Here is a 22,810-nt window from a genome sequence, read left to right as displayed (position 1 = left end):
ACAGATTGTGTAATCGCCCCGTCTTTGGATACACAACGGCGTAACTATCAATAAAGTTCAATTACACAGAGGTCTCCCTAGGCTTTTCCTGAACCTGCCGGAATCGCCACGGGGATGACATCATGACCAGCGCTACCAGCGTTCTTGACCGGGACGCCGCGCCACAGCGGACCGAAAACGACACCAAGACTCAAACTGATCACGCCGAGTGCCAGATGCGCGAGATCCACCGCAACAACGGCGGGCAATTGCTGCACTTCCTGCGGAGCCTGGTGTCCCCCAGCGCCGCGCACACCGCCGAGGACCTCGTGCAGGAGACCATGCTCCGGGCCTGGCGGAGCCTCGACACCGTGCCGGTCGAGCCGGAATCACAGCGGCGCTGGCTGTTCACGGTGGCCCGCCGGCTGGCCATCGACGCGTACCGCAAGCGGCAGTCACGGCCGCTGGAGGTCAACCTCTTCGACATCGAACCGGCCGCTCCCGGCGGTGAGTCCGCGGAGACGGTGATCGCGACGCTCACCCTGCGGGAAGCCGTCAACGGGCTCAGCCGCGCCCACCGGTCCGTCCTCGTGGAGGTGTACGTCAAGGGCCAGACCCTGGACGAGACCGCGAGCCGGCTCGGCGTCCCGATCGGCACTGTCAAGTCCCGGGCGCACTACGCCATGCAGCAGCTGCGTAACGCGCTGACAAATGAGTGAACCGGCCGAGAGGAACGAGGATGGCGAACCGCGACACAGAGATGCGCAAGCCATGACCGACAGGGCAACGTCAGAGCAACGATTCGCCGACGCGGTGCAGGCGGCGACCGCGATCGAGCAGTGGTCGAACGGCGCGCAGGCTCTCGCCCTGCTCACCGCGATTCACCGACGGGGCTGGACCCGCTACCTGTCCTCGTCCCGCGACGTCGAGGGGTTGGCCGCGTTCACCGGGCTGTCGCCGGCACGCCTCGGGACAGCTCTGGATGCCTTGCAGGTCCACGGCATCGTGCAACGCGAGGGTACGAGCGTACGGCTGAGCCCGGACTTCGCGGCTCTCGCCGCCGATGATGCCTGGCTTGCTCTGCCCGACGTGCTGGACAACGCGGAGATGAACCGGCACCTGGTGCAGGGCTCAGTACAGGCGGCGCCCGATGCGCTGCTCGCCGGCGACACTCTGGTCGCTGCCCGGGCAGCGGGCGGCCGCCCCACAGCTGTCACGGCGGCGCTGTTCGAACGGTTGCTGCAAGAACTGCCGGAGTGGGCGGAATCCCTGCGGGAGGGTCGCCGCCTCGACGTCGGGTGCGGCGTGGCCACCACGACGCTCACGCTGAGCACGTTCTTTCCGCAGCTACGGACCACCGCGATCGAACTCGTACCCGAGATCGCCGCGGAGGCCAGGCGCCGGGTGGAACAGCGGGGCGCAGCCGACCGGATCGACGTCCGATGCATGGACGCCCGCGACTTCACCACCGAAAGCGCCTTCGACAGCGCCCACTGGGCGCAGTCGTTCTTCCCCGAGCCGGCCCGGGCCGCGACACTGGCGATGATCAGGCGTGCCCTGCGTCCCGGTGGACTGCTGACCGTGCAGGAGGAGGATGCCGAGTCGCAGGACGTCGACCAGCGCTCGCGCGCCTTGCGCAAGCTGGTACGCGGGCAGCGGCACGCCCCGCTCGATCGCAGTGCGGCCCAACTGGCGGCCGAAGCCGAGGCTGCCGGTTTCACCGTGGTACGCGAGGCGCCGACCAGCTTCGGGCAGTTCGTACTCCTGCGCCGGCCCCGAGAGGGCGCCGGCACGCGTTGAGCGCGAAGCCCTGGCGCTTCGTCTGGTGACGCCGGCGGTGGAGCCCGGCGGGGCGGCCCATCAATCGATGAGCCGCCCCGTCCCAGCCTGCTGTTCCCCGTGCTTGTCGTCAGGTCGCCGCCGCGAGGACGTCCCGGATACTCGTCAGATAGCCGGCGATCGGCCTGCTGGTGACGTTCACGAGCCGCATCCGGCCCTGGAAGGTCGCGACACTCAGGTTCAGCGCCGAGCCGGCCTCCGAGCCCATGACCGGGCCGAAAACCGCCGTCGGCCGCACCGCTGCGGTGTCGCTGACAGCGAGATCGACGGTACCGAGGTTGCTGCACGTAGCCTCGAAACCGCTCGGCCCGCTCAGCACCGCGTCAGCCATGGCGGCGTCGAAGTCCACCCCGACCACCTGCTGAATCATCGCCGAGGTCGCGGCCAGATTGCCCGACGACCGCGCCCGCCGGATGGCCGGCGTGACGTGCCGGGCCATCTGCCACAGGTCACCCACCTGGTCCTCACCGAACGCTGTCCGGGCACCGATCAGATAGAGGCCGCTGTCGGTATCGGCACCGAGCTGGTCGCGGACATCGATCGGGTAGTAGACGCGGGGAAACGGGAAGTTTCCGCTGCGCCACAGCACCGTACTCATCGCGCTCAGCAGTGCCGCGTGCACCGTCGTTTCCTCGGCCCGCGCTCGCGCCACCAGCTTCCCGGTCAGGTCGGCGTCGAGGGTCAGGCTGGTGATTTCGTACGGTGCACTGCCGAACGGGTCCTTCTTCGCCGACACGAACATCCGGTCGTCGGCCGGGTCGAGCGCGGCCGGGATCTCCGAGGCGACCAGGCCCCGGCCGGCGAGGCGGGTCTCGAGCGACTCCGGGACGGGCAGAAGGGGCAGTCGCGCGCCGTTGAGAGCCGCGAAGAGGTCACGCATGATGACCACCGCCGACCGGCCGTCCGCGATGGCGTGGTCGAAGGTCAGCAGGATCGCGGCCGGGGCGGTGCCGGTGGACCGGAGCAGGGCCGCGCGGGCCTGCGGGGCGGACGTCGTCTCGACCCGTTCGACGAGCTCGCTGTCGGCCAACTCGGCCCAGGTCCGGCCGTCCTCGACGACCCGGAGCGGGATCTCACCCACCTTCTCCGGCCGGACGAACACCGGTCCGAGACCGGATCGGACCTCGACCGCGGCGCTGAGCAACGGATGCCGGGCCTGGGTCGCGGCCAGGGCACCGCGCAGCACCTCGACATCGATGTCCTCGTTCACCTCGGCCACGAGCACGAAGTGAGCCGGGTTGTTCTTGTTGTGCCAATAGACGGCACGTTCGAACGCACCCATCGGCCGGATGATGGTGTTGTCAAGCATCGATCTCTCCTTAGCAAGCCGTCGCGAGGCCAAGCCGTCCGGGCGACGGCGGGAATGACCGCCGAGCGCCATGCGGGGCGAGCCGCGAATCGTGACCCGCCCCGGCGCGCCGGTCAGGCGAGGATGGTCAGGTCTTCCACCGTGTACGACAGCGATCCGCGGAAGCCGACGCCGACGCGCTGGATGGCCAGGTCGGCGATCTCCTCGCGCGGCGACGGCAGGAACCGCAGGTCACCCGCACCGATCCAGGAGTTGTCGACCTTGAGGCTGGTCAGCACCGACTGGGTCAGCTCGTGGACGGCGGGTTGATCGTGCTGTCCGGCGGTCAGCCGCGGAAAGTGCCGCAGGTTCACCAGCGGCCGGGTCAGCGACGGCAGCCCGGTGGTGCGCTCCTTGAGCGTGACGTCCATCTCCGCGATCCGGCGGCCGCCGGCGGACAGGCTGCCGCCGAACCGGCCGCCGGGTCCGAGCACCGGCGCCGCCTGGCTGGCGACCGCGTACGCCCGGGTCTGCCGGATCTGGCCGAGTTTCTTGGGGAATCCCTGCACCCATCCGCGGGCCAGCGAGTTGTCGTTGTCCACATAGATGAACGGGCACCAGGTCACCGGCCGCCCCCGGTAGCTGGCGTCCAGGAAGATCAGAAACTCCGAGTACTGGCTGTAGGTCGGGTCGAGCCAGTCGGCCGGGGTGGCGGCGAACTGCCACTCGACGCACATCGCGAATCCGTGACCGGGCTGGGCGGGGTCCGGGTCGAGGCCGCTCGGCAGGGCGGCTGCCGCGGCGGCGGGCGTGGTCCAGAACTCGACCCCGAGGGCGTCGGCCACGTAGTGCCACGGCGGTTTGGGGGCCAGGTTGGCCACGCCCCGCGCGCTGAGCGGAACGGTGAAGCCTTTCAGCCTTTCCGGCGTGGTGGCCGCGGAGGGTACGGCCTGGGCCGCCCGATCCGTGCCGATCACCCCGGCCGCGGCCGCCGTCGTGGCCGCGAGTCCACTCAGAACGGTGCGCCGATCGACGTCCCTGTTCATCAACTGTCTCCCTCGGTGCGATGGGGGCAGCGGCCGGGCGGCCGCTCCCACATCCCTGGAGACGGACGAGCCCGGCCGGTGTTCATCGGGTCGGAGGTCGCCGCCACGTCTGCGGGGACAGGGCCGAGGTCAAGGGCGATTGAACCTCGGGCGCCGGCATCCGTCAGCAAGGGCGTGACCGACAATGTTGAGACCCGCCCATGGCGATCCGCAGATCTCGATGTCTTGCGGGCGTCCGAGTCGCTGTTCGCACCGCAGAGCTACCCGCGCCGCTTCCTCTCCGGCGATCGCGGGCTACGCCCGCTCCATCTGATGGTGTCGGCCCATCTCGCCCTGCGCGAGCGCCGGTGGACCGGTCAGGTCGCGGTGGAGGGCAACCGGGTGATCGCGCTGGCTCAGTGCGTCTGGGATCCGGCCGATCCGGAATCACCCACGGTGCGCGTCAACGTCGCCGACGCCCAGCTGGGCAGCGGGCTCGGTCGCCGAGTCATGCGCGAGTTGATCGCCCGCTGCTTGAGCATCGGCCTGAGCACGTTCACCGTGGATTACGCCGGTTCGAACATAACGGTGGATTCGATGCTCCAGGCGATCGCCGCCGAGGCCGGCGAGGGATACTCGCTGAGCGGAGTGACGCGCGGCGGCATCGGCCACCTGACCGTCCGGGCGGCGGACTAGTGTCGACCACGCCGCTGGCTGAAGAACTCATCGGTGTCGACACCGCGCGCCGCCTCGTCACCGCCATCGCCCGAGCCGCCCCCGGCTATTACCTGGTCACGCTGCGCGCCGCCCCGGCCGTGCTCGGCGGGCTGGCTCTGCGCGAACGCGCCGACCTGCTGCGCGATGCCCTGATCACCGACCTGCCGGGCAGCTACGACGACTTCTCCGCGGTGGTGCGGGCCGCCGCCGGCAACGAGAGGTTCGACGGCTGGCTGATCTGGCCGGTCACCGCTGCGGTCGCGCAGAAGGCCGTCGCCGAGAACACCGGCGCGGCGTTCGACGACGCGATGGCCGTCATGGCTCAGCTCACCCCGCGGCTGAGCGCCGAGTTCGCCATCCGGACCCTGCTGCGCCACGACCTCGATCGGGCGCTGCCCATCGTGCAGGAGTGGACGGCGTCGCCCGACCACGAGGTTCGCCGTCTCGCCACCGAAGGCACCCGCCCCTATCTGCCGTGGTCGATCCGCGTACCGCAGATCCTCGCCCGGCCGGGCGTCACCATGCCGATCCTGAACGCCCTGTACCGCGACGACAGCGAATACGTCCGGCGCTCGGTCGCGAACCACCTCAACGACCTCAGCCGCGACCAGCCCGACCTCGTCGTCGACACTGCTCGCCGCTGGCTCACCGCACCGGGCACCCACACCGGGCAACTGGTACGCCACGCGCTCCGCACGTTGATCAAGCGCGGCCACCCGGGCGCCCTCGAACTGCTCGGTTTCACCCCTGCGGCCGTAGAGATCGATGGGCCTGCCCTCGATCGGGCCGCCATCCCGTTCGGCGGCACGCTCGGATTCACGGCCACCATCCACAATCCTGGTCCCGAAACGGCCCGGCTCGCGATCGACTACGTGGTCCACCATCGCCGGGCCAACGGCAGCCAGAGCGCCAAGACGTTCAAGCTCACCATTCGTACGCTCGCGGCCGGCGAGAGCGTGACCATCAGCCGCGAGCATTCGTTCCGAGCGATTTCCACCCGCCGCTACTATCCCGGCGAGCACGCGATCGCACTGCAGGTCAACGGCGTGGCTACCGAGCCGGTCGGCTTCAATATCCGTACGCCGGATCACGTCGCCGAGGTTTAGGCAGTGGCGCCGCCCAGCTTGTCCAGGCGGTGACGAATCTGTTCCTCCTGTTGCGGATCCGAGTCGTTGCCCAGCGCGAGCGCCTCCAGCCATGCCGCCCGGGCGGCGGGCCGGTCGTTCATCGCATAGGCGGCGTCGCCCAGTCCCACCCGTGCGCGGACCATGTGGACGCGATGGCCGATTCCCTCAGCGAGCACGCGAGCCGCGTTCCAGTCGGCCAGGGATTCGGCGTGCCGGTGCTCGCGCAGATACAGGTTGGCCCGCCGCAGGTGGCATTCGCCGCGCCGGACGTCGTCACTCACCTGCTCGCTCATGGCCAGGGCGCGGCTGATGGTGTCAAAACCCAGTGTGTGGCTGCCGAGCTCGTACTGCGCTTCGGCCAGGCGGCACAGCACATCCGCCTGCGCCGTCCGGTCGCCGAGCGCCTCCGCCATGCCCAGAGCCTGGTGGAGGCAGGCGACGGATCGCTCGTAGTCGCCGACCACGAAGCTCACCTCACCGAGGTTGCGCAGTGTCAACGCTTCCCGCGACGTGTTGCCCAGGTCGATGAAGATCATGAGGGCGCGCTCCAGCAGTGCCAGCGCCGAGGTGCCATCGCCGAGGTAGAACTGGGCACCGGCCAGGCTGCGCAGCATGTCCGCCGCTCCGGCCGAGTCACCCACGCCGACTGCCGCGTCCAGGCATTCCCGCACCAGGGTCGCCCACTCGTGCCACCAGCCTTCCCGCTGGTAGAACCCCTGCACCGTCAGCTCCAGCTGCCAGCCGTCGTACACCCGGCCCCGGTCGTTGGCCTGACGCAGGACGGCTTTGAGCTCCGCACGTTCGGCGGCGAACCAGTCGGCGGCCTCCTTGTCGCTCTTCGGGGAGTAGACGACGACCCTGTCGTGCTCAGCGGGCGGATCCGCGTCGATATCGGGATTGATGAAGAGGTTGGCCTGGTAGGCGGCACGCCGGTAGTACACGAGCAGCCGGTCCGCGGCCGCTTCGCGCTCCACTTCGGGATCGGCGTCGAACATCAGCTCACGCGCGTACGCGGCGAGGAGGTCGTGGGCGCCGTAGCGACCGGGCCGGCGCTCCGTGATCAGCCTGCTGCGCACCAGCTCGCCGAAGACCGTGCGGGCGTCGTGCAGGGGCAGGCCGCCGAGGCTCGCCACCACCGGGAGCGTGACGTCCGGGCCCGGATGCAGTGCCAGCAGGCGGAACAGGCGCGCGGCCGCAGGGCTGAGTCCCCGGTAGGACCACGAGAAGATCGCGCGCAGGTCGCTTTCCGGATCGCCGGAGTCGAATCCGTCGAGGCTGCCCTGGGCGTCACGCAGCTCACCCGCGACGGCCGCCAGCCGGTATCCGGGGCGGGCCAGTGCCCGGGCGCCCACCATGGCGAGGGCCAGCGGCAGACCCCCGCACAACTCGACGATCTCGTCCAGCGCCTGCCGCTCGGTCAATGCATGTGCGGGTCCCACGCGCGAGACCAGGAGCTCGCGCGCCTCATCGGCCGGCAGTACGTCGAGTGCCAGCACGTGGGCACCGTGCGTCGCGGCGAGATCAGCCAGGCTGTAGCGGCTCGTGACCAGGACGAGGCTGCCCGGGGAGCCGGGCAGCAAAGGCCGGACCTGGTCGGCGTCGCGGACGTTGTCCAGCACGATCAGCACTCTGCGCTCCGCCATGACCCTGCGGTAGTGGCCGGACCGGGCCAGCTCGCTCTCGGGGATGTCCGGGCCGCGGACACCCAGCGCGTGCAGGAAGGCCTGCAGCACCTCGCCGGGGGCCAGCGCCGCTTCCGGGTCCAGTCCTCTGAGGTCGGCGTAGAGCTGGCCGTCCGGGAACTCGCCGGCGACGCGGTAGGCGAGATGGGTCGCCAGGCTGGTCTTTCCGACGCCGGGAATGCCCTCGATGGCCACGATGCGCAAGGCGCCCTCGGCGGCGCGGCCGTCGATGAGCGCGAGCGCCCGGCGCAGGCTCTCGCCCCGGCCCGTGAAGTGGGGCAGGTCCGGCAAGAGCTGGGCCGGACGGACGAAGAACCCGCCCGGCGGCGTTTGCACCGACTCGGGTGCACCGGAGGCGCCGCTGGTCAGGACGTTGCGGTAGGCCTCCTGCAGCTCCCGGCCCGGATCCATCCCAAGCTCGTCGGCAAGCCGGGCGCGCAGCTCCTGGTAGAGAGCGATCGCCTCGGCCTGTTGCCCGGCCGCGGACAGCGTCCGCAGCATCCTGGCCTGAACGGCCTCGTCCAGCCGGCGTTGCTGGGCGACACGACGCAGGATCGGCAGCACCGCCCGCGCCGCGCCGTCGGCCAGGGCCAGATCGGCGGCCTCCCGCACCAGATCGGCGTACTCGTTGTCAATCGCCTCGAACTCGGCGACCGGGCGGCTGATCAGATCCGGCGCTCCGGCGCACGGCCCGCGCGACAATTCCAGCGCTTCGACATAGGCCGCCAATGCTTGCCGGGGATCGCCGGCCGTCCGCGCCCGCTGCGCCAGGCTTCGGAACTTCAGCAGGTCCAGACGTTCCGCGTCGACCATCATGCGATAGCCGGCCGCGTCACCTGCCAGCCACCGGCCGGATGCACGCGGGCGAAGACCGGGTTCGAACAACCGCCGGAGCCGGCCCAGGTGAAGGTGCACAATGTTCACCGCGCTGCGCGGCGGCCGTTCGTCCCACAACAGCGCGACGAAATCCGCGAGGCCGATCGGCTGACCGGCCCGGGCCAGGAGCAACGCCAGAATCAGTCGTTGCTGGCGCGAGCCCGGATCGAGCGGCTGCCCGTCACGCGACACCCGCACCGGGCCCAGCACCGCGAAGCGCACGTCGCCCTGTGCCCCGGTCACGGAAAGCGGCCCCCATCAGCATCACCGTCGGTCAGCGATCAAACGATCACCGGCGCCCAGCTTAGGTGAGCGGTTCCCACCGGCCCGGCGGCGAGTGAACTCCGGACACCCGGCCGCGTAGTGCAGAGCGTGATGTCATCCCGTGAACCGCTGTTCGGACGCGACATGGAGCTGGACCGGTTCCGCCAATTCCTGAAATCCGCCCGGCAGGACGGGGATGTCCGGATAGTCCGCGGCGAGCCGGGTGTCGGGAAATCGGCGCTGCTGTGCGCCGCGGCGGACATGGCCGAGGTGGCCGGATTACGGGTGTTACGCGCGTCCGGCTCCGAGTTCGAGGTGGACGTCAGCTATTCGCTGCTCAACCAGCTGCTGCTGCCCTTGTACGGCGAGATGCAGCGAATGCCACCGGCGCTGCGCGACGCGCTCACCGTCGCGCTCGGCTTCGGCCCCGGACCGGCCCCCGCGCCCCTGCTGGTCTGCAACGCCGCCCGGTCCCTGGTCGCCACCGTGGCCAAGCAGACACCGGTGCTGCTGGTCGTGGACGACATTCAATGGGTCGACCGGTCCAGCGCCATCGTGCTCGGCTTCATCGCCCGGCGAGTCACCGGGTCACCCGTCGGCCTCATCGCCGCCTCCCGGACCGGCACCGAGAGCTTCCTCGACCGCGGCGGTCTCACCGAGGTCACCGTCGAACCGCTGAGCGCCGAGGACGCGACCCGCCTGGTGGATGCGCGCTTCCCCACCCTGAAACCGCGCGCCCGGCAACGCCTGCTCGACCTCGCCCAGGGCAATCCCCTGGCCCTGGGCGAACTGCCGGCCACCCTGGCCGGCTCCTCACAGCCCCTGGACACCACGGACGTGGTACCGCTCAGCGACCGCCTGCAGACCATCTTCGCGAACCGCATCGCCGGCCTGCCCGACCGCACCCGCCAGTTGCTGCTGCTGGCCACATTCGAAGGCAGCGGCGACGTGCGGACCCTGCGCGGCATGACCGACCTGACCCATCTGTCGCCCGCCGAGAGAACACAGCTGGTACAGGTCGACGACGCGACCGGGCGCATCGCCTTCCGGCATCCCCTCATCCAGTCGGCGATCGTCGCGATGTCCACCCACGAGGAGCGCCAGCGGGCCCACCTGGCCATCGCCGAGGCCCTGCCGGGCGACCTGGAACGCCGCAGCTGGCACCTCGCCGCGGCCACCGCTGGACCGGACGAGGCGGTGGCCACCCAGCTTGAGCACGCCTCACATCGCGTCATGCAACGTGGTGACGCCCTGGCCGCCATCGCCGCCTTGATGCGTGCGGCCGAGCTGAGCGCCAACCCCAAGGACACCGCACGGCGGCTGGCACAGGCGGCGTACATCGGCGCGGAGGCCGGCGGCTCCGGCGACGCGACCACCCTGCTCGCCCGCTCCCGCGAGATGGCTTTCGACGCGGCCGGCGCCTTGCACGCCGCCGGCGCGGCGGCACTCTTGATGATCAACGGCGACGGCGACGTGCACACTGCCCACCGCCTGCTCGCCGGAGCGATCGAGAACGGCGAACACGGCTGGCGCGCCGACGATCCGGCGCTCGACGAGGCCATGCACACGCTGCTGCTGCTGTCCTGGTACGCAGGAAGTCCCGGCCACTGGGCCGCCTTCCACCGGCTTCTGTCCATGCTCGAGCCGGGTCCGTCCGACGTCCTCGCGGTGATGAGCAGAACCTTCCCCGACCCGGTACGCACCGGCCAGGCCGCTTCGCCGGAGCTGGACGCGCTCATCGCCACGCTCCCCGAGGAAGCGGATCTGACCCGGGTCATGCGCATCGGCACCGCCTCGGTCTATCTCGACCGGCTGGGCGAGAACCGTGAATACTCCTGGCGCCTCGTGCAGCAGGGACGCGAGGGCGGGGCGCCCCGGCGTCAGCTGTCCGCGATGATGCACCTCTGCCTCGACGGATTCCTCACCGGCCGATGGGACGAGTCCGAGGCTCTGTCCACCGAAGCGCAGAAGGTCTGCGGCGACAGCGGGCTCACCTTCCTGACGTGGTATTTCCTCTACACCCGGGCGATCGTGGCCGCCGGGCGGGGCCGGTCCGGCGAGGCGTTCGAGCTCGCCGACGAGATCACCCGCTGGGCACTACCGCGCGGGGTGGCCGGAGCGGCGGCCATCGCCCACCATCCGCGGGCGCTGGCCGCCGCTGCGGACGGCGATTTCGAATCGGCCTACCGGCACGCGGCCGCGTCCAGTCCCGCCGGGACGCTGGCGCCGTACGTGCCCAACTGCACCTGGGTGATGTTCGACCTGGTCGAAGCAGCCCTGCGGACCGGGCGTACGACCGAGGCCCGAGCGCACGCCGAAGCGATGCGCGCGGCGAACGTGGCCGCGTTGTCCTCACGCATGCGGCTGATTCAGCACGGCGTCGATGCGCTCGTGCTCGACAGCGCCGAGGCTGCCGATCAGCTCGAGCAGACCCTGAACGACCCGGCCTCCGAGCGCTGGCTGTTCGAGGCTTCGCGTATCCGGCTCGCCTTCGCCGAGAGGCTGCGCCGGCGCCGGGACCTCTCGGCCGCCCGTACCCACCTGCAGATCGCACGCAGCGGCTTCGTCGCCATGGGCGCCGAACCGTGGCTGGCCCGCGCCACCACGGAACTACGAGCCACCGGGTACCGGGCCGTCGCGGCCGAGCAGGCCACCGTTGTGCTCACCGGCCAGGAGCTCGAGATCGCCGCCCTGGCCGCCGGCGGCCTGACCAACAAACAGATCGCCGAACGGCTCTACCTTTCCCCCCGTACGGTCGGCGCCCACCTTTATCACATTTTTCCGAAGCTCGGAATTTCGGCCCGGGCGGGGCTGCGCGATGCCCTTTCCGCGCATTCTTCCAAATAGCATAATGGCTCGTCTTAAATCAAATTCACTGTCAATAGAGTAGAAAGTAACAGGCATTCTTCTACGCTTCCCCGGCGTGTTGAAAAACTGACGGGGGAACACGATGCCGACATCGGCCGCTACTGAGGCGCACATGCGGGAGCTGCACCGGGACAACGGCGGCGCACTGCTCCACTACCTGCGGCGGCTGACCCCGCCGGGCTCACCCTGCACCGCCGAGGATCTGGTGCAGGAGACGATGCTGAGGGCGTGGCGGAACCTGGACCAGATGCCCGCCGGTCCGGAACCACAGCGGCGCTGGCTGTTCACGGTTGCCCGGCATCTCGCGATCGACGCGTACCGCAAAAGGCAGACCCGGCCCGCAGAGGTCGGCCTGGCCGACACCGACCTGAGGCCCTCCGTGAACGCCGCGGCGGAAACGGCGATCGCATCGCTCACCCTGCGTCGCGCCGTCGGCGAACTCGGCGCGGCCCACCGGTCCGTGCTGCTCGAATTGTATGTGAATGGCCATTCGATCGGCGAAGTGGCCGACCGGCTCGGCCTTCCCGTCGGCACGGTCAAATCCCGCGCGCATTACGGCGTGCGACATCTTCGCAATGCATTGATGAGTCATTGAACAAGACACAGTGACGTCGCGCCGCCCGGGCGTGGCATCCCGGAAAGGACAGGGCATGCGGCCGGGCCGAATCGTCCGCCGGGTTCGTGGCATCGTCAAGCGGGAGGCACACGTGCTGTTGCGCGGTGGCGAACCCACCGTCGACCTGCTGCGCCAGATCGGGCCGGACGTACCGGCGGACACCCAGGTGATCGAGGTCCTCGACCTCTGCATACAGGTCGGCGAGGTGTTGCTGTCGACGGGTGTGCCCGTGGATGAGACCTCGGCAACGATGATGCGGCTGGCTGCCGCCTGTGGATTGCCCACGGTCGACGTCGACATCACGTTCAACGCCATCACGATGTGCTACCACCGCGGGAACGTGGCCGCCCCGGTGACCACCATGCGGCTCGCCAACTACCGCACCACCGACCTGACGCGTATCGCCGTGATCACCGGAATCGTCGATCAGGTGATGCGCTCACGGATGACAGTTGCCGCCGCCACGGCCGCGGTCAGCGAGACGGTGAACGCTCGCCATCCGTACCCACGCTGGGTGGCCACAGCGGGACTGGCCGGGCTGGCCGCCGCGGTGGCGGTGCTGCTCGGCGGTTCGGCGGTGATCGCTCTGACCGCGCTCGCCGTGACCGCACTCATCGACCGTCTCGGGTTCGTCCTGCACCAGCGCAACGTCGCGCCGTTCTTCGTGCAGGTCACCGGCGCCTTCATGGTGACCGTCGCCACGCTCGGCCTGCTCGCCGCCGGCGCGCTGCCCAGCGACACCCAGCCATCGCTGGTCATCGCGGCCGGCCTCACCGTTCTGCTGTCGGGATTGACGGTGGTGGGAACGGTCCAGGACGCCATCTCCGGCTTCTACGTCACGGCGGCCGGCCGGGCGGCGGAGATCGCGCTGCTGTCGGCCGGGTTGCTGGCGGGCGTCATCCTCGGCCTGAAACTCGGCCTCGTGTTCGACCTGGACCTCAACCCGGCCGAGCCACTACCTGCCGACACGACCGGCTTCGCCCTCACCATGGGGGCCGCGGCCATGTCGGCGGCCATGTTCGCGCTGGCCACCTATGCTCCCCTGCGCTCGCTACCGGCTGCCTTCGTCATCGGGGGAACGGCTTGGGCCGCCTACGCCGCCGTCACCATGCTGACGGATTTCGGTTACGTGGCGGCCAGCGGTGTCGCGGCCACCGTCGTCGGCGTGACGGCGGGCCTGTCCCGGCGCGGCTCCGCCCGGGTCACGCAGGTCATCCTGCTGTCCGGGATCATCCCGCTCCTCCCCGGCCTGACCGCCTATCGCGGCTTCTATCAGCTCGCCACCCAGGACGTGGTGAGCGGACTGGTCACCCTCATCCTCGCGCTCGCCATCGGACTGGCCGTCGCCGCGGGTGTGGTCCTCGGCGACCTCATCGCCCGGCCCGCAGCCTCCTGAGCAACCGCCTCCGGCGAATCTCTGAGCTCATTGGACACACCTGAACTCCCGCCGCTCCGGTGCGTCGTGACGGTTGGTAGCCGCTCAGTGGAGCTTCGCGCGACCTGCAGACCATCGCAGAGGAGTATGAGAGTGACTCTGGCACAGCTATTGCTTGAGCCGACACGGCTTGCCACGGAAAGCCTTGCCCGATGGCACGGCGAAGGTGTGGCCGTGCAACTGGTCGAACGCATCACGGCATCCTCGGATGACGACTTCCCGAGCCGGCTCGCGTTTGCCGCGCGACCGTCCTCCCCTGCTCTGGCCGAGTTGCTGGAGCTGCCCCGGCCGACGATGCTCCAGCACCGCTCGGTGCGGCTGAGCATCTCTCGCGGAACGGTCGGCGTCGCCTACTCGGCTGTTGTCCTCAGCCGGATCGAGGAGGAGGAGCACCGGCGGTTGACACATACCGCGGGGTCGCTCGGCCGGATGCTGCAGCCGCGCGGAATACGCAGGAAAACCCTGTCGATACACCTCGACGATGACGGCGATCCGGATACGAGTGCCGTACAGACCCGGACGCTGCTGTATCGCGGAACCAGGGCCTTGGGATACGTCCACGAGAAGTTCTACTCCCACCCGGCGGACGACGTCTCGAGGTGTCACTGAAATGGCGGATCCGATCACCGCAACGCGCCACGTCTACCGGCGGCCTGCATATCTGCCACCGCCGTCCGGAACGGTGGCGACGGGCATCGTCGACCGCATGCCGGCCGGCGTTCAGCCTTATCTCAGGCTGATGCGCCTTCAAGGGCCCATCGGAACCTGGCTCTTCGTGCTGCCCGGCTGGTGGGGCCTGAGCCTGGCGGCCGAGGGCGCTCCGGACCTTGAGAAGATCGTCCTGTTCGGCATCGCCGCCCTGCTCATGCGCGGTTCGGCATGCGCGGTCAATGACGTCGTCGACCGCGGATTCGACGTTCAGGTCGCCCGCACAGCATCACGGCCGGTTGCGGCGGGAACGGTGAGCGTCACCAATGCCGTGGTCTTCGCAGCGGTACAGGCCATCGCGTCGCTGGCACTGTTCTGGTGGGCCGATGAGAAGGCCGCCATCATCGTTGCCGTCTGCCTTCCCACGTACATCATCTACCCGTTCATGAAAAGGATCATCTCTCTTCCACAGGCGTGGCTCGGGCTGTGTTTCAACACCCTCGTCTTCGCCGGCTGGGCGGCCGTCACCGGAACGATCGGCAAACCCGCCGTCCTCCTGTGGGCAGCGGGTGTCTTCTGGACGCTGGGCTACGACACCATCTACGGCCACCAGGACCGCGAGGATGATCGCCGGATCGGCGTCAAGTCGACTGCCCTTCTCCTCGATCGAGCCACACGCCCATGGGTGGGCCTCTTCTACGCCGCTGCGGTTGCCGGCTGGTGTGCCGCCGGCGTCGTGGCTCACGTGCGGTGGCCCTTCTACGCCTTCCTGGCCGCGGCCACCGCCCACCTGATCTGGCAGCTGGCCACCTTGGACATCGACGACCCGGTCCGCTGCCGCCTGTTGTTCGTCTCCAATCGCATCACCGGCGGCCTCATCCTGCTGGCAACCATTTTCGGCCACTGGGGATGACCGGTGGCGCACCGGCAAACACCGCTCTGCGAGGAGAAGCCTGCTGTGCATGTGAAACGAACCGGATCGTCTGGGCCCCGGCTCGAACTGGAGTTGGTCGATGAGAACGGCATCACCGTCGGCACGGCGGAAAAGATGCAGGCTCATCAGGCTCCGGGCCACCTCCATCGCGCATTTTCCGTATTTCTCTTCAACGCCGAGAACAAGATGCTGCTCCAGCGCAGAGCGTTGAGCAAATATCACTCACCGGGCGTCTGGTCGAACTCTTGTTGCGGCCATCCCCATGTCGGGGAGCCTCCGCCGGCAGCCGCCGCCCGGCGTATCACCGAAGAGCTCGGAACCTCGCCGTCGACACTCGAGGCGGCCGGCACGGTGCGCTACCGGCATCCCGATGAAACTACTGGACTCGTCGAGCACGAGTTCAACCACCTTTTCGTCGGAACGTTGAGCGGAGCAGTGCACCCGCACCCCGACGAAATAGCCGAAGTGTCCTTTGTCGACCCCTTCGAACTGACCCGGCGTCTCACGAAGGAGCCATTCTCAGTTTGGTTCCGCACAGTGCTCCAAGCAGCGCACCCCTATATCGAGAACCTCACCGGCACGTCCTGGACAGAGGCCTAGTCACACCTCCACACCGAAGATCAAGGACCGAAAATGAAATATATCGATGTCAACGTCGGGATTGTGGGAGCCGGACCTGCCGGACTCACCCTGGCCAACGTGTTACGTGAGCATGGAATCAGCGCGATCGTTGTCGAAAAAGAATCACGCGACGAAGTGGAAACGAAGGCTCGTGCGGGCCTCATAGAGCACCGGACGGTGGCCTTTCTCAAGCGAGTCGGCCTCGCCGGAGGGCTTCTCGCGAACGGAATGACGACCGAAAGTTGCACTTTCCTTCACGAGGGAGAAGCGTTTTCCGTTCCCTACGCCGACCTGGCCGGAGGGCGTAAGCACCACATCTATCCTCAACAGTTCCTCGTGCGAGACCTCATCGCCACCTTCCTGGACCGCGACGGCGACATACTCTTCTCGCACGAAGTCACTGCCCTCGACGGCGGTGACAGGACGAGAGCGGCGACCATTTCGGCCCGTTCCCAGGACGGTACCGAATCCGTGGAGATCAGGTGTGATTTCATAGCCGCCTGCGATGGAAGCGACAGCATCGCTCATCAATCCGTCCCCGAGTCGATCCGCAGGCCCGTCACACACCAGCATCCGTTCCGCTGGCTGGCTCTCCTGGCGGAGGTCCCACCGTTCGTCAACGAGATCGTCTATGGGATGCACGCCACCAACGGGGCCGCACAGATGCCGCGGACACCAACCGTCAGTCGCTTCTACCTGCAGATCCAGGACGGCGAAAAGATCAGCGACTGGAACGACGAGCGCATCTGGACCGCTCTCACTGACGTCCTGGTGCTCAAGGACCATCCCGTCACCACCGGCGCCATCACCGAGAAGGCGATCATCGGCCGGTCGGACCACATATCAAGGAACATGCAGCACGGGCGCATCTTCATGCTGGGCGATGCCGCCCACACGATCTCCCTGGCCGGCGGCAAGGGTATGAATCTCGCCATCGCCGACGCCGAGACCCTTGCCGCGGCCCTGGCCGAGCACTACGGAAAGGACGACGAACAGCCGCTCGGGAGGTACACCACCGACCGGCAGCACAAAATCTGGAAGGCCGTCCTCTTCTCGCACTGGCTGATCAACCTCCTGCACAGCACTCCCCGCAACGCCACACCGCCGGCATTCTCGAACGAGTTGCGCATCGCCACCATCAACGAACTGCGCCGCGGTGGCCCGGTCGCCAGGATGTTCGCCGAGGAGTACGCCGGAGAGTAAGGCCCTGTCCCACCACCGCATCGATGGCACACCTGCAGCGCCGGGCCAGCCCGGCGTCAGCGCTCGACGGCTTTGTCCGTCAGGACGCACGACGAACCATATCGACGTGATGGCCGAGAGTGATCACGCCGAGAACGTGGTCACCTCCATGGTCGTCGGCGAAGCGCTGGGCCGGCTCTCCCCGAGCACCGTGACGTTCTCGACCTCATCTACCTGCAGGACCGTTCGATCGCCGAGGTGGCCGATGAGCTCGGTGTGGCTCAGGGAACCGTCAAATCACGGACGTTCTATGCGCTGCGGGCCCTGCGCGGCATGAACATCGCCGAGTTCGCACGAACTAAACAGGCGGCGTGAGGTTTCCGATACGCATCCGGCCAGCTGAACTCCGCCGGGCGTCGCTCGTCAAACCGGGTGCATCGTCCACACACGACCAACAATGGAAGGAAACACTCGCATGACCGACGACACGGTGGCCGCCACCATCACACCCGAGTTCAAAGCCGACGCACCCCGGCAGTTCGCCGCACTGCGCGCCGGAGGCCCCGTCCGGCGGATCCGGCTGGGCAGCGGGCTCGAAGCCTGGGCGGTTCTGTCCTACGAGGAGGCCCGAGCCGCGCTCACCCACCCCCACCTGCGAAAAGATCCCGAGCCAGCGCTGCGGGCGCTGGAATCAGCGAACATCACCGGACACAAGGTCGGTGAGGGCTTCGGCGGTTCGATGCTGTTCACCGATCCCCCGGACCACACTCGGCTACGCCGGCTGGTGGCGCCCACGTTCAGTGCCCGCCGCACCGGCATGCTGGCCGGCCGGATCCAGGAGATCACCTCTGAACTGCTCGACGCCATGGAGCCCTCGGACGAGGTGGACCTGATCGAGTCGTTCTGCGCGCCGCTGCCGATGACCGTCATCTCCGAGCTCCTGGGCGTACCCGTCGACGAACGCGCCCAGTTCCGCGTCTGGTCGCAGGCGCTGGTCGGCATCCCCTCCGCCGAGCAACGCGAGTATGCCGGCCTCTTCCACCGTTACCTGGCCGAATTGGTCGAGCGCAAGAGGGCCGCGCCGTCCGGCGATCTGCTGTCCGACCTGATCGCCCAGCGGGACGAGGACGACGGCCGGCTGTCTCAGGCCGAGGTGATCGCCATGGCCGCGCTGCTCGTCGTCGCCGGTCACGACACCACCGTCAACCTGCTCGGCAACGCCGTGATGGCGCTGCTGCGGCAGCCCGAGCAAGCGGACCTGCTGCGGGCCAAGCCGGATCTGATCGCCGGGGCGGTCGAGGAGTTCCTGCGCCTCGACTCGTCCGTCGAACAGGCCACATTCCGGTTCGCGGCCGAGGATCTCGAACTCGGTGGCGTACCGATCAGGCGCGGTGATGTGGTCGCCGTCTATCTGGCCGCGGCCAGCCGCGACGCACCGCAGGAGGACGACGCCGACCTCACCCTGCTCGACGTGACCCGGCCGAACGCGCGGCACCTCGCCTTCGGCCACGGCATCCACCACTGCATCGGCGCCCCCTTGGCCAGGATGGAGGCGTCGATCGCCCTGGGCTCACTGCTGCGGCGTTTCCCCGGCATGCGCCCCGCGATTCCGCTCACCGACGTGGCGTGGATCCCGAACGGCATGATGCGAGGCCCGCTCAGCCTGCCCGTGCGCCTGCACCGTTGAGCAACAGACGGGCCCGGTCTCGCCCGCTTCCGCTACCGAACCCGTGAACGCGGGCGGCGTACCGGGCCCTGTTCCGGGAACCTCCAGCCGAAACGAATCGCCGTCAGCCGCATCAGCGTGGTCACCACTACGCACACGACCCCCGCGATCATGATCGGCGTCCCGAACGCCGCGAGCACGATCAGCGTCCCCGCCCCGGCCCCCGCGGCAACGGCATAGAGCGTCCCCACCTGGAGAAACGAGATCGGCAGGTTAAGGATCACGTCGCGCAGCATCCCCCCACCGATGGCGCCGATGATACCGACGACCAGTGCCCCGGCCGGCCCGACGCCCAGCGACAGCGCCTTGGACGCCCCGATCGCGCCGAACACCCCCATCACGACCGCGTCCAGCCCGGTGATCAGCCAGTCCGCCCGTGCGAGCACCGGTTGCACCAGCATGCCGAGAATCGCCGACCCCGCGGCCACCACCAGGTACCAGTTCATCCAGATCACCACGGGCGGCTGGTTGAGCACGATGTCGCGGAGCAGGCTCCCGCCGAGTGACACCGCCAGACCGATCACGATGACCCCGAGCACGTCGATACGGCGATGCTTCTCGCCCGCCGCGAACAGGGCACCCTGGAGCCCGCCGAGCCCGGCAGCAAGCAGCTCGATCCACAGCGTCACCTGAAACATCCGGTCACACTCCGATAAAGGTCAGGGGAAGGCCGTCAACGACAACGGTTACTCGGCACGGCCGCTGATGTTTGACGATTCCCGCCTGCGCCTTTGACCGCCGGCGACTGAACTCTTCCGGCCGCCGGCCTCGGCGTGAGGTCAGTCGTTCATCGGCCCGAAGTCGACGCGGGGGTCGAGGCTCATCCAGTTGTCCCGGGCGGCCGCGGCGGCGCCCTCGACATCGCCGGCCTCGCACAGGACGATGATGCGCTCGTGCAGCGCCACCGAGCCACGCCCGCTGACCGAGGAGAACCGCAGCCGCTCCAGCCGCCGCAGCACCGGGGTGAACTGCTCCAGCACCGCGCGCAACGCCGGGTTGCCGGCGGCGGTCACCGGGATGTTGTGGAACTCGTCGTCCGCGGCGATCGCCGCGTCAACGTCGTTGGCCTGCAGGGCGGCCGCGAAACGCGCGTTCGCCTCCCGCATCGCGGCGATCTCGCCGGCCGACAGCGTCGGCACCGCCTCACGGACCGCGAGTTCGTGCATCGCCGCGGTGACCGTCTGCGCCGCCCGCGCGGCCTGGACGTCCAGCGGGCTCACCATCGTGTAACGGCCCGGCTTGGTCTGCACCAGGCCGCTCTCCTCGAGCCGGGTCAGCGCCTCACGCACCGGGGTACGACTCACGCCCAGCCACTGCGCCAGCTCGGCGTCGTTGAGCCGCTCCCCCGGCTGTAACGTGCCGTCCACGATCGCGTCCCGGATCGACCGGTACGCGTTCTCGCGCAGCAAAGATCGCGAAATCACCCCAACACGCTGCGGAACCGGCATGCAACATATTCCACACCGCATGGCAGGCGGGCGTCAACGAGGCACGCAGCACCCCGCGCCGCGTAACCAGCTCACGGCCGCGCCAGCAATGCCTTGTGGTTGGCCCGGAAGATGCCCAGCGCGAAGTTCCGGAACACCACCGGGCGGACGACGGCCGGCAGATGCCGGGCCCGATCCCGGCGATGGTTCTGGTCCAGCACGAACCGCAGCCGCGCCGCGCGGCGCGTGCGGTAGCCGCCCAGCAGCTCCGGCACGGCGTCCCGGTGGGGCTTGCCGCTGAGCGTCTCGGCCAGCACCAGCGCGTCCTCGAACGCCATCGCGCTGCCCTGGGCCATGCTCGGCGAGCAGGCGTGCGCGGCGTCCCCGACCAGAACGACGTGCGGCTGCGACGACTCGAAGGCGCGCACCTCGTGCAGCGGCGCGAAATGGGCGTCGCCGGCGTGGTCGAGCAGCTTGGCGGCCGGTGCGCCGAAGTCGGCGAACAGCGACCGCCAATCGCCTCCGGGCGGCGCCGGCTCGGCGCTGTCCATCCCGGCGAAGCAGTACGCCAGTCCGCCGCCGACCGGCACGGCCAGGAACGTCCGTCCCCGGCTGCCCAGCATCACCGACCAGGTGCCCGGCTCGAGGGTCGTGGACGGTGCGAGGAACCGCCAGCAGACCTGGCCCAGGAATCGCGGTGCGCCGTCCGGCTGGACGCCGCGCCGGACCGCCGAGTTGATGCCGTCGGCCCCGATCACCAGGTCGTATCGGAAACGTTCGCCGCTGCCGAAGGTCACCATGCCGTCGCCGCCAACACTGCGGACAACGGTGCCGAACCGCACCGCATCGGCACCGACCGCGTCGAGCAGCAGGGCGTGCAGGTCCGTACGCCGGATCGCCATGCATTCACCGACGTCGCCCCAGATGGCGCTGACCGGAAAGCCGGCGAGCTCCCGGCCCTGTTCGTCATGCAGTTTCTGCTGTTTCACCGGCTCCGCCCGCGCGGCGAGCGGGTCGGCCAGGCCCAGGTCGCGCAGCGCACGCACCGCGTTCCCCGGCAGGTAGAGGCCGGCCCCGGTGATCCTCGGCGCCCGATCCCGTTCGACGAGGTCAGCGTGGATTCCGCGCAAGGACAGCGCTTTCTTGGTGGCCAGCCCGGCGATGCCGGCGCCCACGACCAGGATCTTCAGTGGCGTCATTGGTGTTCTCCAGCCGTCCGGCGAGCGTTGTCACCCGGATCGACGTCTGCCGCGGCCGCAGGTTCAACGGCCGGTGGTGGTGTCCCTAACCGCCGGCCGCCAGACCGGCGGGTACCTGCCGAGTCCGCCGACTTGCACACGAGGTCCGATCACCGTCGGTGAAGCCAGAGACGCTCAGCGAAGGCCCGTGTTCCATACTCGACACACGACGAAGCCCGGGTGGGCAAAGTCAGCGGGCGCCGCGGGGTCGTACCGTTGCTGTTTCAAGACGCGCCAAGCGCTCCTCGATCGCCTGGACCTGGGGTACCCGCAGGTGGCTCAGCAGGTCGAGGGCCTGCTGCCAGGCCGCGTGAGCGCCGGTCGGATCGCCCAGGGTCAGCGCGGTGTCGCCCTGGTGCAACAGGCACTCGACCGAGTTCATCCGCCAGCCGGTCTGCCGGTAGATCTCCGCCCCCCGCGTCCAGGAGGCCAGCGAGGCCGGCAGATCTCCCGCGGCGCAGAAGGACTTGCCCAGCGTCTCGTAGCAAAGGCCCTGACCGTTGAGGTCGTTCAGCGCCTCGGCGATCGACAAAGCGCGGTGCGCCAGGGCAGTGCTGACGTCCGGCCGTCCGAGGAACGAGTGTGCGTCGGCCAGGCAGCACAGCACGGCGATCTGGTGGTACAGATCGTCGAGGGACTCGAAAAGTTTGAGGGCCCGCTCGTAATGGGCGACGCCGTCGAGATGGTTCTCCTGCGCGACGCTCACCTGGCCGAGATTGCGGTGCACCAGCGCCTGTTCCCGGCAGCGCCCGAGACCCTCGAACAGGTCCAGCGACTGACCGAGGAGACGTGCCGCCGTGTCGTTGTCGCCCAACACGTGCTCGGCTCCGGCCAGGCTACGGGACATATGGGCCCGTCCGAGGTCGTCCCCCGCGGCGGTGGCCGCTTGCAGGCAGGAGCGTGCCATCGCGGCCCAGTCGTGCCACCAGCCCTCGCCCTGGAGGAAACGCTGAAGGCTGACCGCCAGCCGCCACGCCGGATCCGCCCGGCCGTCGTCGATCTGGCGTTGCACCACGGCCTTGATGACCTGCCGGTCGGCGTTGAACCAGGTGACAGCCGCGGCGGCGTCGTTGAGACGGGCGGTCACCACATCCGCCGGCGCCGACGGCGGCTCCAGCACGACGGGTGGCGCCAAAAGCAGATCCGCTTCGTACGCGGTCTGCCGGTAGTGGTGCAGGAGCCGGGCCGCCGCGCTCTCCCGAGCCGGGCCGTCCTCGTGCAGGTGGACGAGTTCCTGGGCGTAGGCCCGGATCAGGTCGTGGGTGGTGAACCGGCCCACCGTGTGTTCGGTGAGCAGGCCGGTGCGCACCAGCTCGCC

General features: G+C 69.0%; 19 protein-coding genes and 1 pseudogene. 13 read left to right on the top strand and 7 right to left on the bottom strand.

The features are described 5' to 3' along the window. Positions 1–122: 122 nt before the first annotated feature. Positions 123–698, top strand: coding sequence for a sigma-70 family RNA polymerase sigma factor (locus B0I29_RS44575; RefSeq protein WP_111655238.1), 576 nt, complete (start codon positions 123–125; stop codon positions 696–698). A 52-nt stretch (positions 699–750) separates the two neighbouring features. Next, positions 751–1,779, top strand: a complete 1,029-nt coding sequence (locus tag B0I29_RS44570; protein WP_181558328.1) for an SAM-dependent methyltransferase — start codon at positions 751–753, stop codon at positions 1,777–1,779. Positions 1,780–1,888: 109 nt separating this feature from the next. Here the strand turns inward: B0I29_RS44570 and B0I29_RS44565 are convergent, their stop codons facing one another. Both B0I29_RS44565 and B0I29_RS44560 read right to left on the bottom strand, forming a co-directional pair. Next, a complete protein-coding gene (locus tag B0I29_RS44565; RefSeq protein ID WP_181558326.1) occupies positions 1,889–3,127 on the bottom strand; it encodes a hypothetical protein in 1,239 nt (412 codons plus the stop codon). Positions 3,128–3,240: 113 nt separating this feature from the next. Further along, on the bottom strand, positions 3,241–4,152 hold the full coding sequence (locus B0I29_RS44560) for an acetoacetate decarboxylase family protein (RefSeq protein WP_111655235.1): 912 nt from the start codon (positions 4,150–4,152) through the stop codon (positions 3,241–3,243). A 174-nt stretch (positions 4,153–4,326) separates the two neighbouring features. Between B0I29_RS44560 and B0I29_RS44555 the strand changes: the two genes are divergently transcribed. Continuing rightward, positions 4,327–4,827, top strand: coding sequence for a GNAT family N-acetyltransferase (locus tag B0I29_RS44555; RefSeq protein WP_146617122.1), 501 nt, complete (start codon positions 4,327–4,329; stop codon positions 4,825–4,827). Continuing rightward, complete coding sequence (locus B0I29_RS44550) at positions 4,827–5,954, top strand: DNA alkylation repair protein (RefSeq protein WP_111655233.1); 1,128 nt, start codon at positions 4,827–4,829, stop codon at positions 5,952–5,954. Before B0I29_RS44555 ends, B0I29_RS44550 begins: the two co-directional genes overlap by 1 nt. On the opposite strand, the gene B0I29_RS44545 is transcribed toward B0I29_RS44550, so the two are convergent. Beyond that, positions 5,951–8,776 (bottom strand): AfsR/SARP family transcriptional regulator, encoded by a 2,826-nt coding sequence (locus B0I29_RS44545; RefSeq protein WP_111655232.1) that lies wholly within the window; start codon positions 8,774–8,776, stop codon positions 5,951–5,953. The two genes, B0I29_RS44550 and B0I29_RS44545, sit on opposite strands and share 4 nt — an antisense overlap. Before the next feature lie 132 nt (positions 8,777–8,908). Between B0I29_RS44545 and B0I29_RS44540 the strand changes: the two genes are divergently transcribed. The 9 genes and pseudogenes from B0I29_RS44540 to B0I29_RS44500 all read left to right on the top strand — a co-directional run bounded on the left by B0I29_RS44540 (position 8,909) and on the right by B0I29_RS44500 (position 18,788). Then, entirely contained in the window at positions 8,909–11,644 is a 2,736-nt protein-coding gene (locus tag B0I29_RS44540) for an ATP-binding protein (protein ID WP_111655231.1), read from the top strand. Positions 11,645–11,777: 133 nt separating this feature from the next. Then, positions 11,778–12,260, top strand: a complete 483-nt coding sequence (locus tag B0I29_RS44535; RefSeq protein WP_181558324.1) for a sigma-70 family RNA polymerase sigma factor — start codon at positions 11,778–11,780, stop codon at positions 12,258–12,260. Positions 12,261–12,315: 55 nt separating this feature from the next. Next, positions 12,316–13,677, top strand: coding sequence for a threonine/serine exporter family protein (locus B0I29_RS44530; RefSeq protein ID WP_111655229.1), 1,362 nt, complete (start codon positions 12,316–12,318; stop codon positions 13,675–13,677). Positions 13,678–13,809: 132 nt separating this feature from the next. After that, positions 13,810–14,325: a hypothetical protein gene (locus tag B0I29_RS44525; RefSeq protein WP_146617121.1), complete on the top strand. Its 516-nt coding sequence runs from the start codon at positions 13,810–13,812 to the stop codon at positions 14,323–14,325. Position 14,326: 1 nt separating this feature from the next. Next, positions 14,327–15,277 (top strand): 4-hydroxybenzoate octaprenyltransferase, encoded by a 951-nt coding sequence (ubiA, locus tag B0I29_RS44520; protein ID WP_111655227.1) that lies wholly within the window; start codon positions 14,327–14,329, stop codon positions 15,275–15,277. Between the two features lie 3 nt (positions 15,278–15,280). Next, complete coding sequence (gene idi / locus B0I29_RS44515) at positions 15,281–15,898, top strand: isopentenyl-diphosphate Delta-isomerase (RefSeq protein WP_245973226.1); 618 nt, start codon at positions 15,281–15,283, stop codon at positions 15,896–15,898. A 33-nt stretch (positions 15,899–15,931) separates the two neighbouring features. Further along, on the top strand, positions 15,932–17,122 hold the full coding sequence (locus B0I29_RS44510) for a 4-hydroxybenzoate 3-monooxygenase (protein ID WP_111655226.1): 1,191 nt from the start codon (positions 15,932–15,934) through the stop codon (positions 17,120–17,122). Between the two features lie 192 nt (positions 17,123–17,314). Further along, positions 17,315–17,476, top strand: a pseudogene (locus B0I29_RS47345) (sigma factor-like helix-turn-helix DNA-binding protein); the annotation flags it as partial. Between the two features lie 100 nt (positions 17,477–17,576). Beyond that, positions 17,577–18,788 (top strand): cytochrome P450 family protein, encoded by a 1,212-nt coding sequence (locus B0I29_RS44500; RefSeq protein WP_220091613.1) that lies wholly within the window; start codon positions 17,577–17,579, stop codon positions 18,786–18,788. Positions 18,789–18,820: 32 nt separating this feature from the next. Here B0I29_RS44500 and B0I29_RS44495 read toward each other — a convergent pair whose 3' ends face one another. The 4 genes from B0I29_RS44495 to B0I29_RS44480 form a co-directional block, all read right to left on the bottom strand. Further along, a complete protein-coding gene (locus B0I29_RS44495; RefSeq protein WP_111655224.1) occupies positions 18,821–19,465 on the bottom strand; it encodes a trimeric intracellular cation channel family protein in 645 nt (214 codons plus the stop codon). A gap of 141 nt (positions 19,466–19,606) precedes the next feature. Then, on the bottom strand, positions 19,607–20,251 hold the full coding sequence (locus B0I29_RS44490) for a GntR family transcriptional regulator (RefSeq protein ID WP_245973224.1): 645 nt from the start codon (positions 20,249–20,251) through the stop codon (positions 19,607–19,609). Between the two features lie 95 nt (positions 20,252–20,346). Next, positions 20,347–21,453: an FAD-dependent monooxygenase gene (locus B0I29_RS44485; RefSeq protein ID WP_111655222.1), complete on the bottom strand. Its 1,107-nt coding sequence runs from the start codon at positions 21,451–21,453 to the stop codon at positions 20,347–20,349. A gap of 229 nt (positions 21,454–21,682) precedes the next feature. After that, on the bottom strand, positions 21,683–22,810 hold a 1,128-nt coding region (locus tag B0I29_RS44480; RefSeq protein WP_146617120.1), incomplete at its 5' end, for a tetratricopeptide repeat protein.

It is taken from the genome of Actinoplanes lutulentus, assembly GCF_003259845.1.
GTDB lineage: Bacteria > Actinomycetota > Actinomycetes > Mycobacteriales > Micromonosporaceae > Actinoplanes > Actinoplanes lutulentus.
This window is presented reverse-complemented; position numbering and strand designations above follow the sequence as displayed.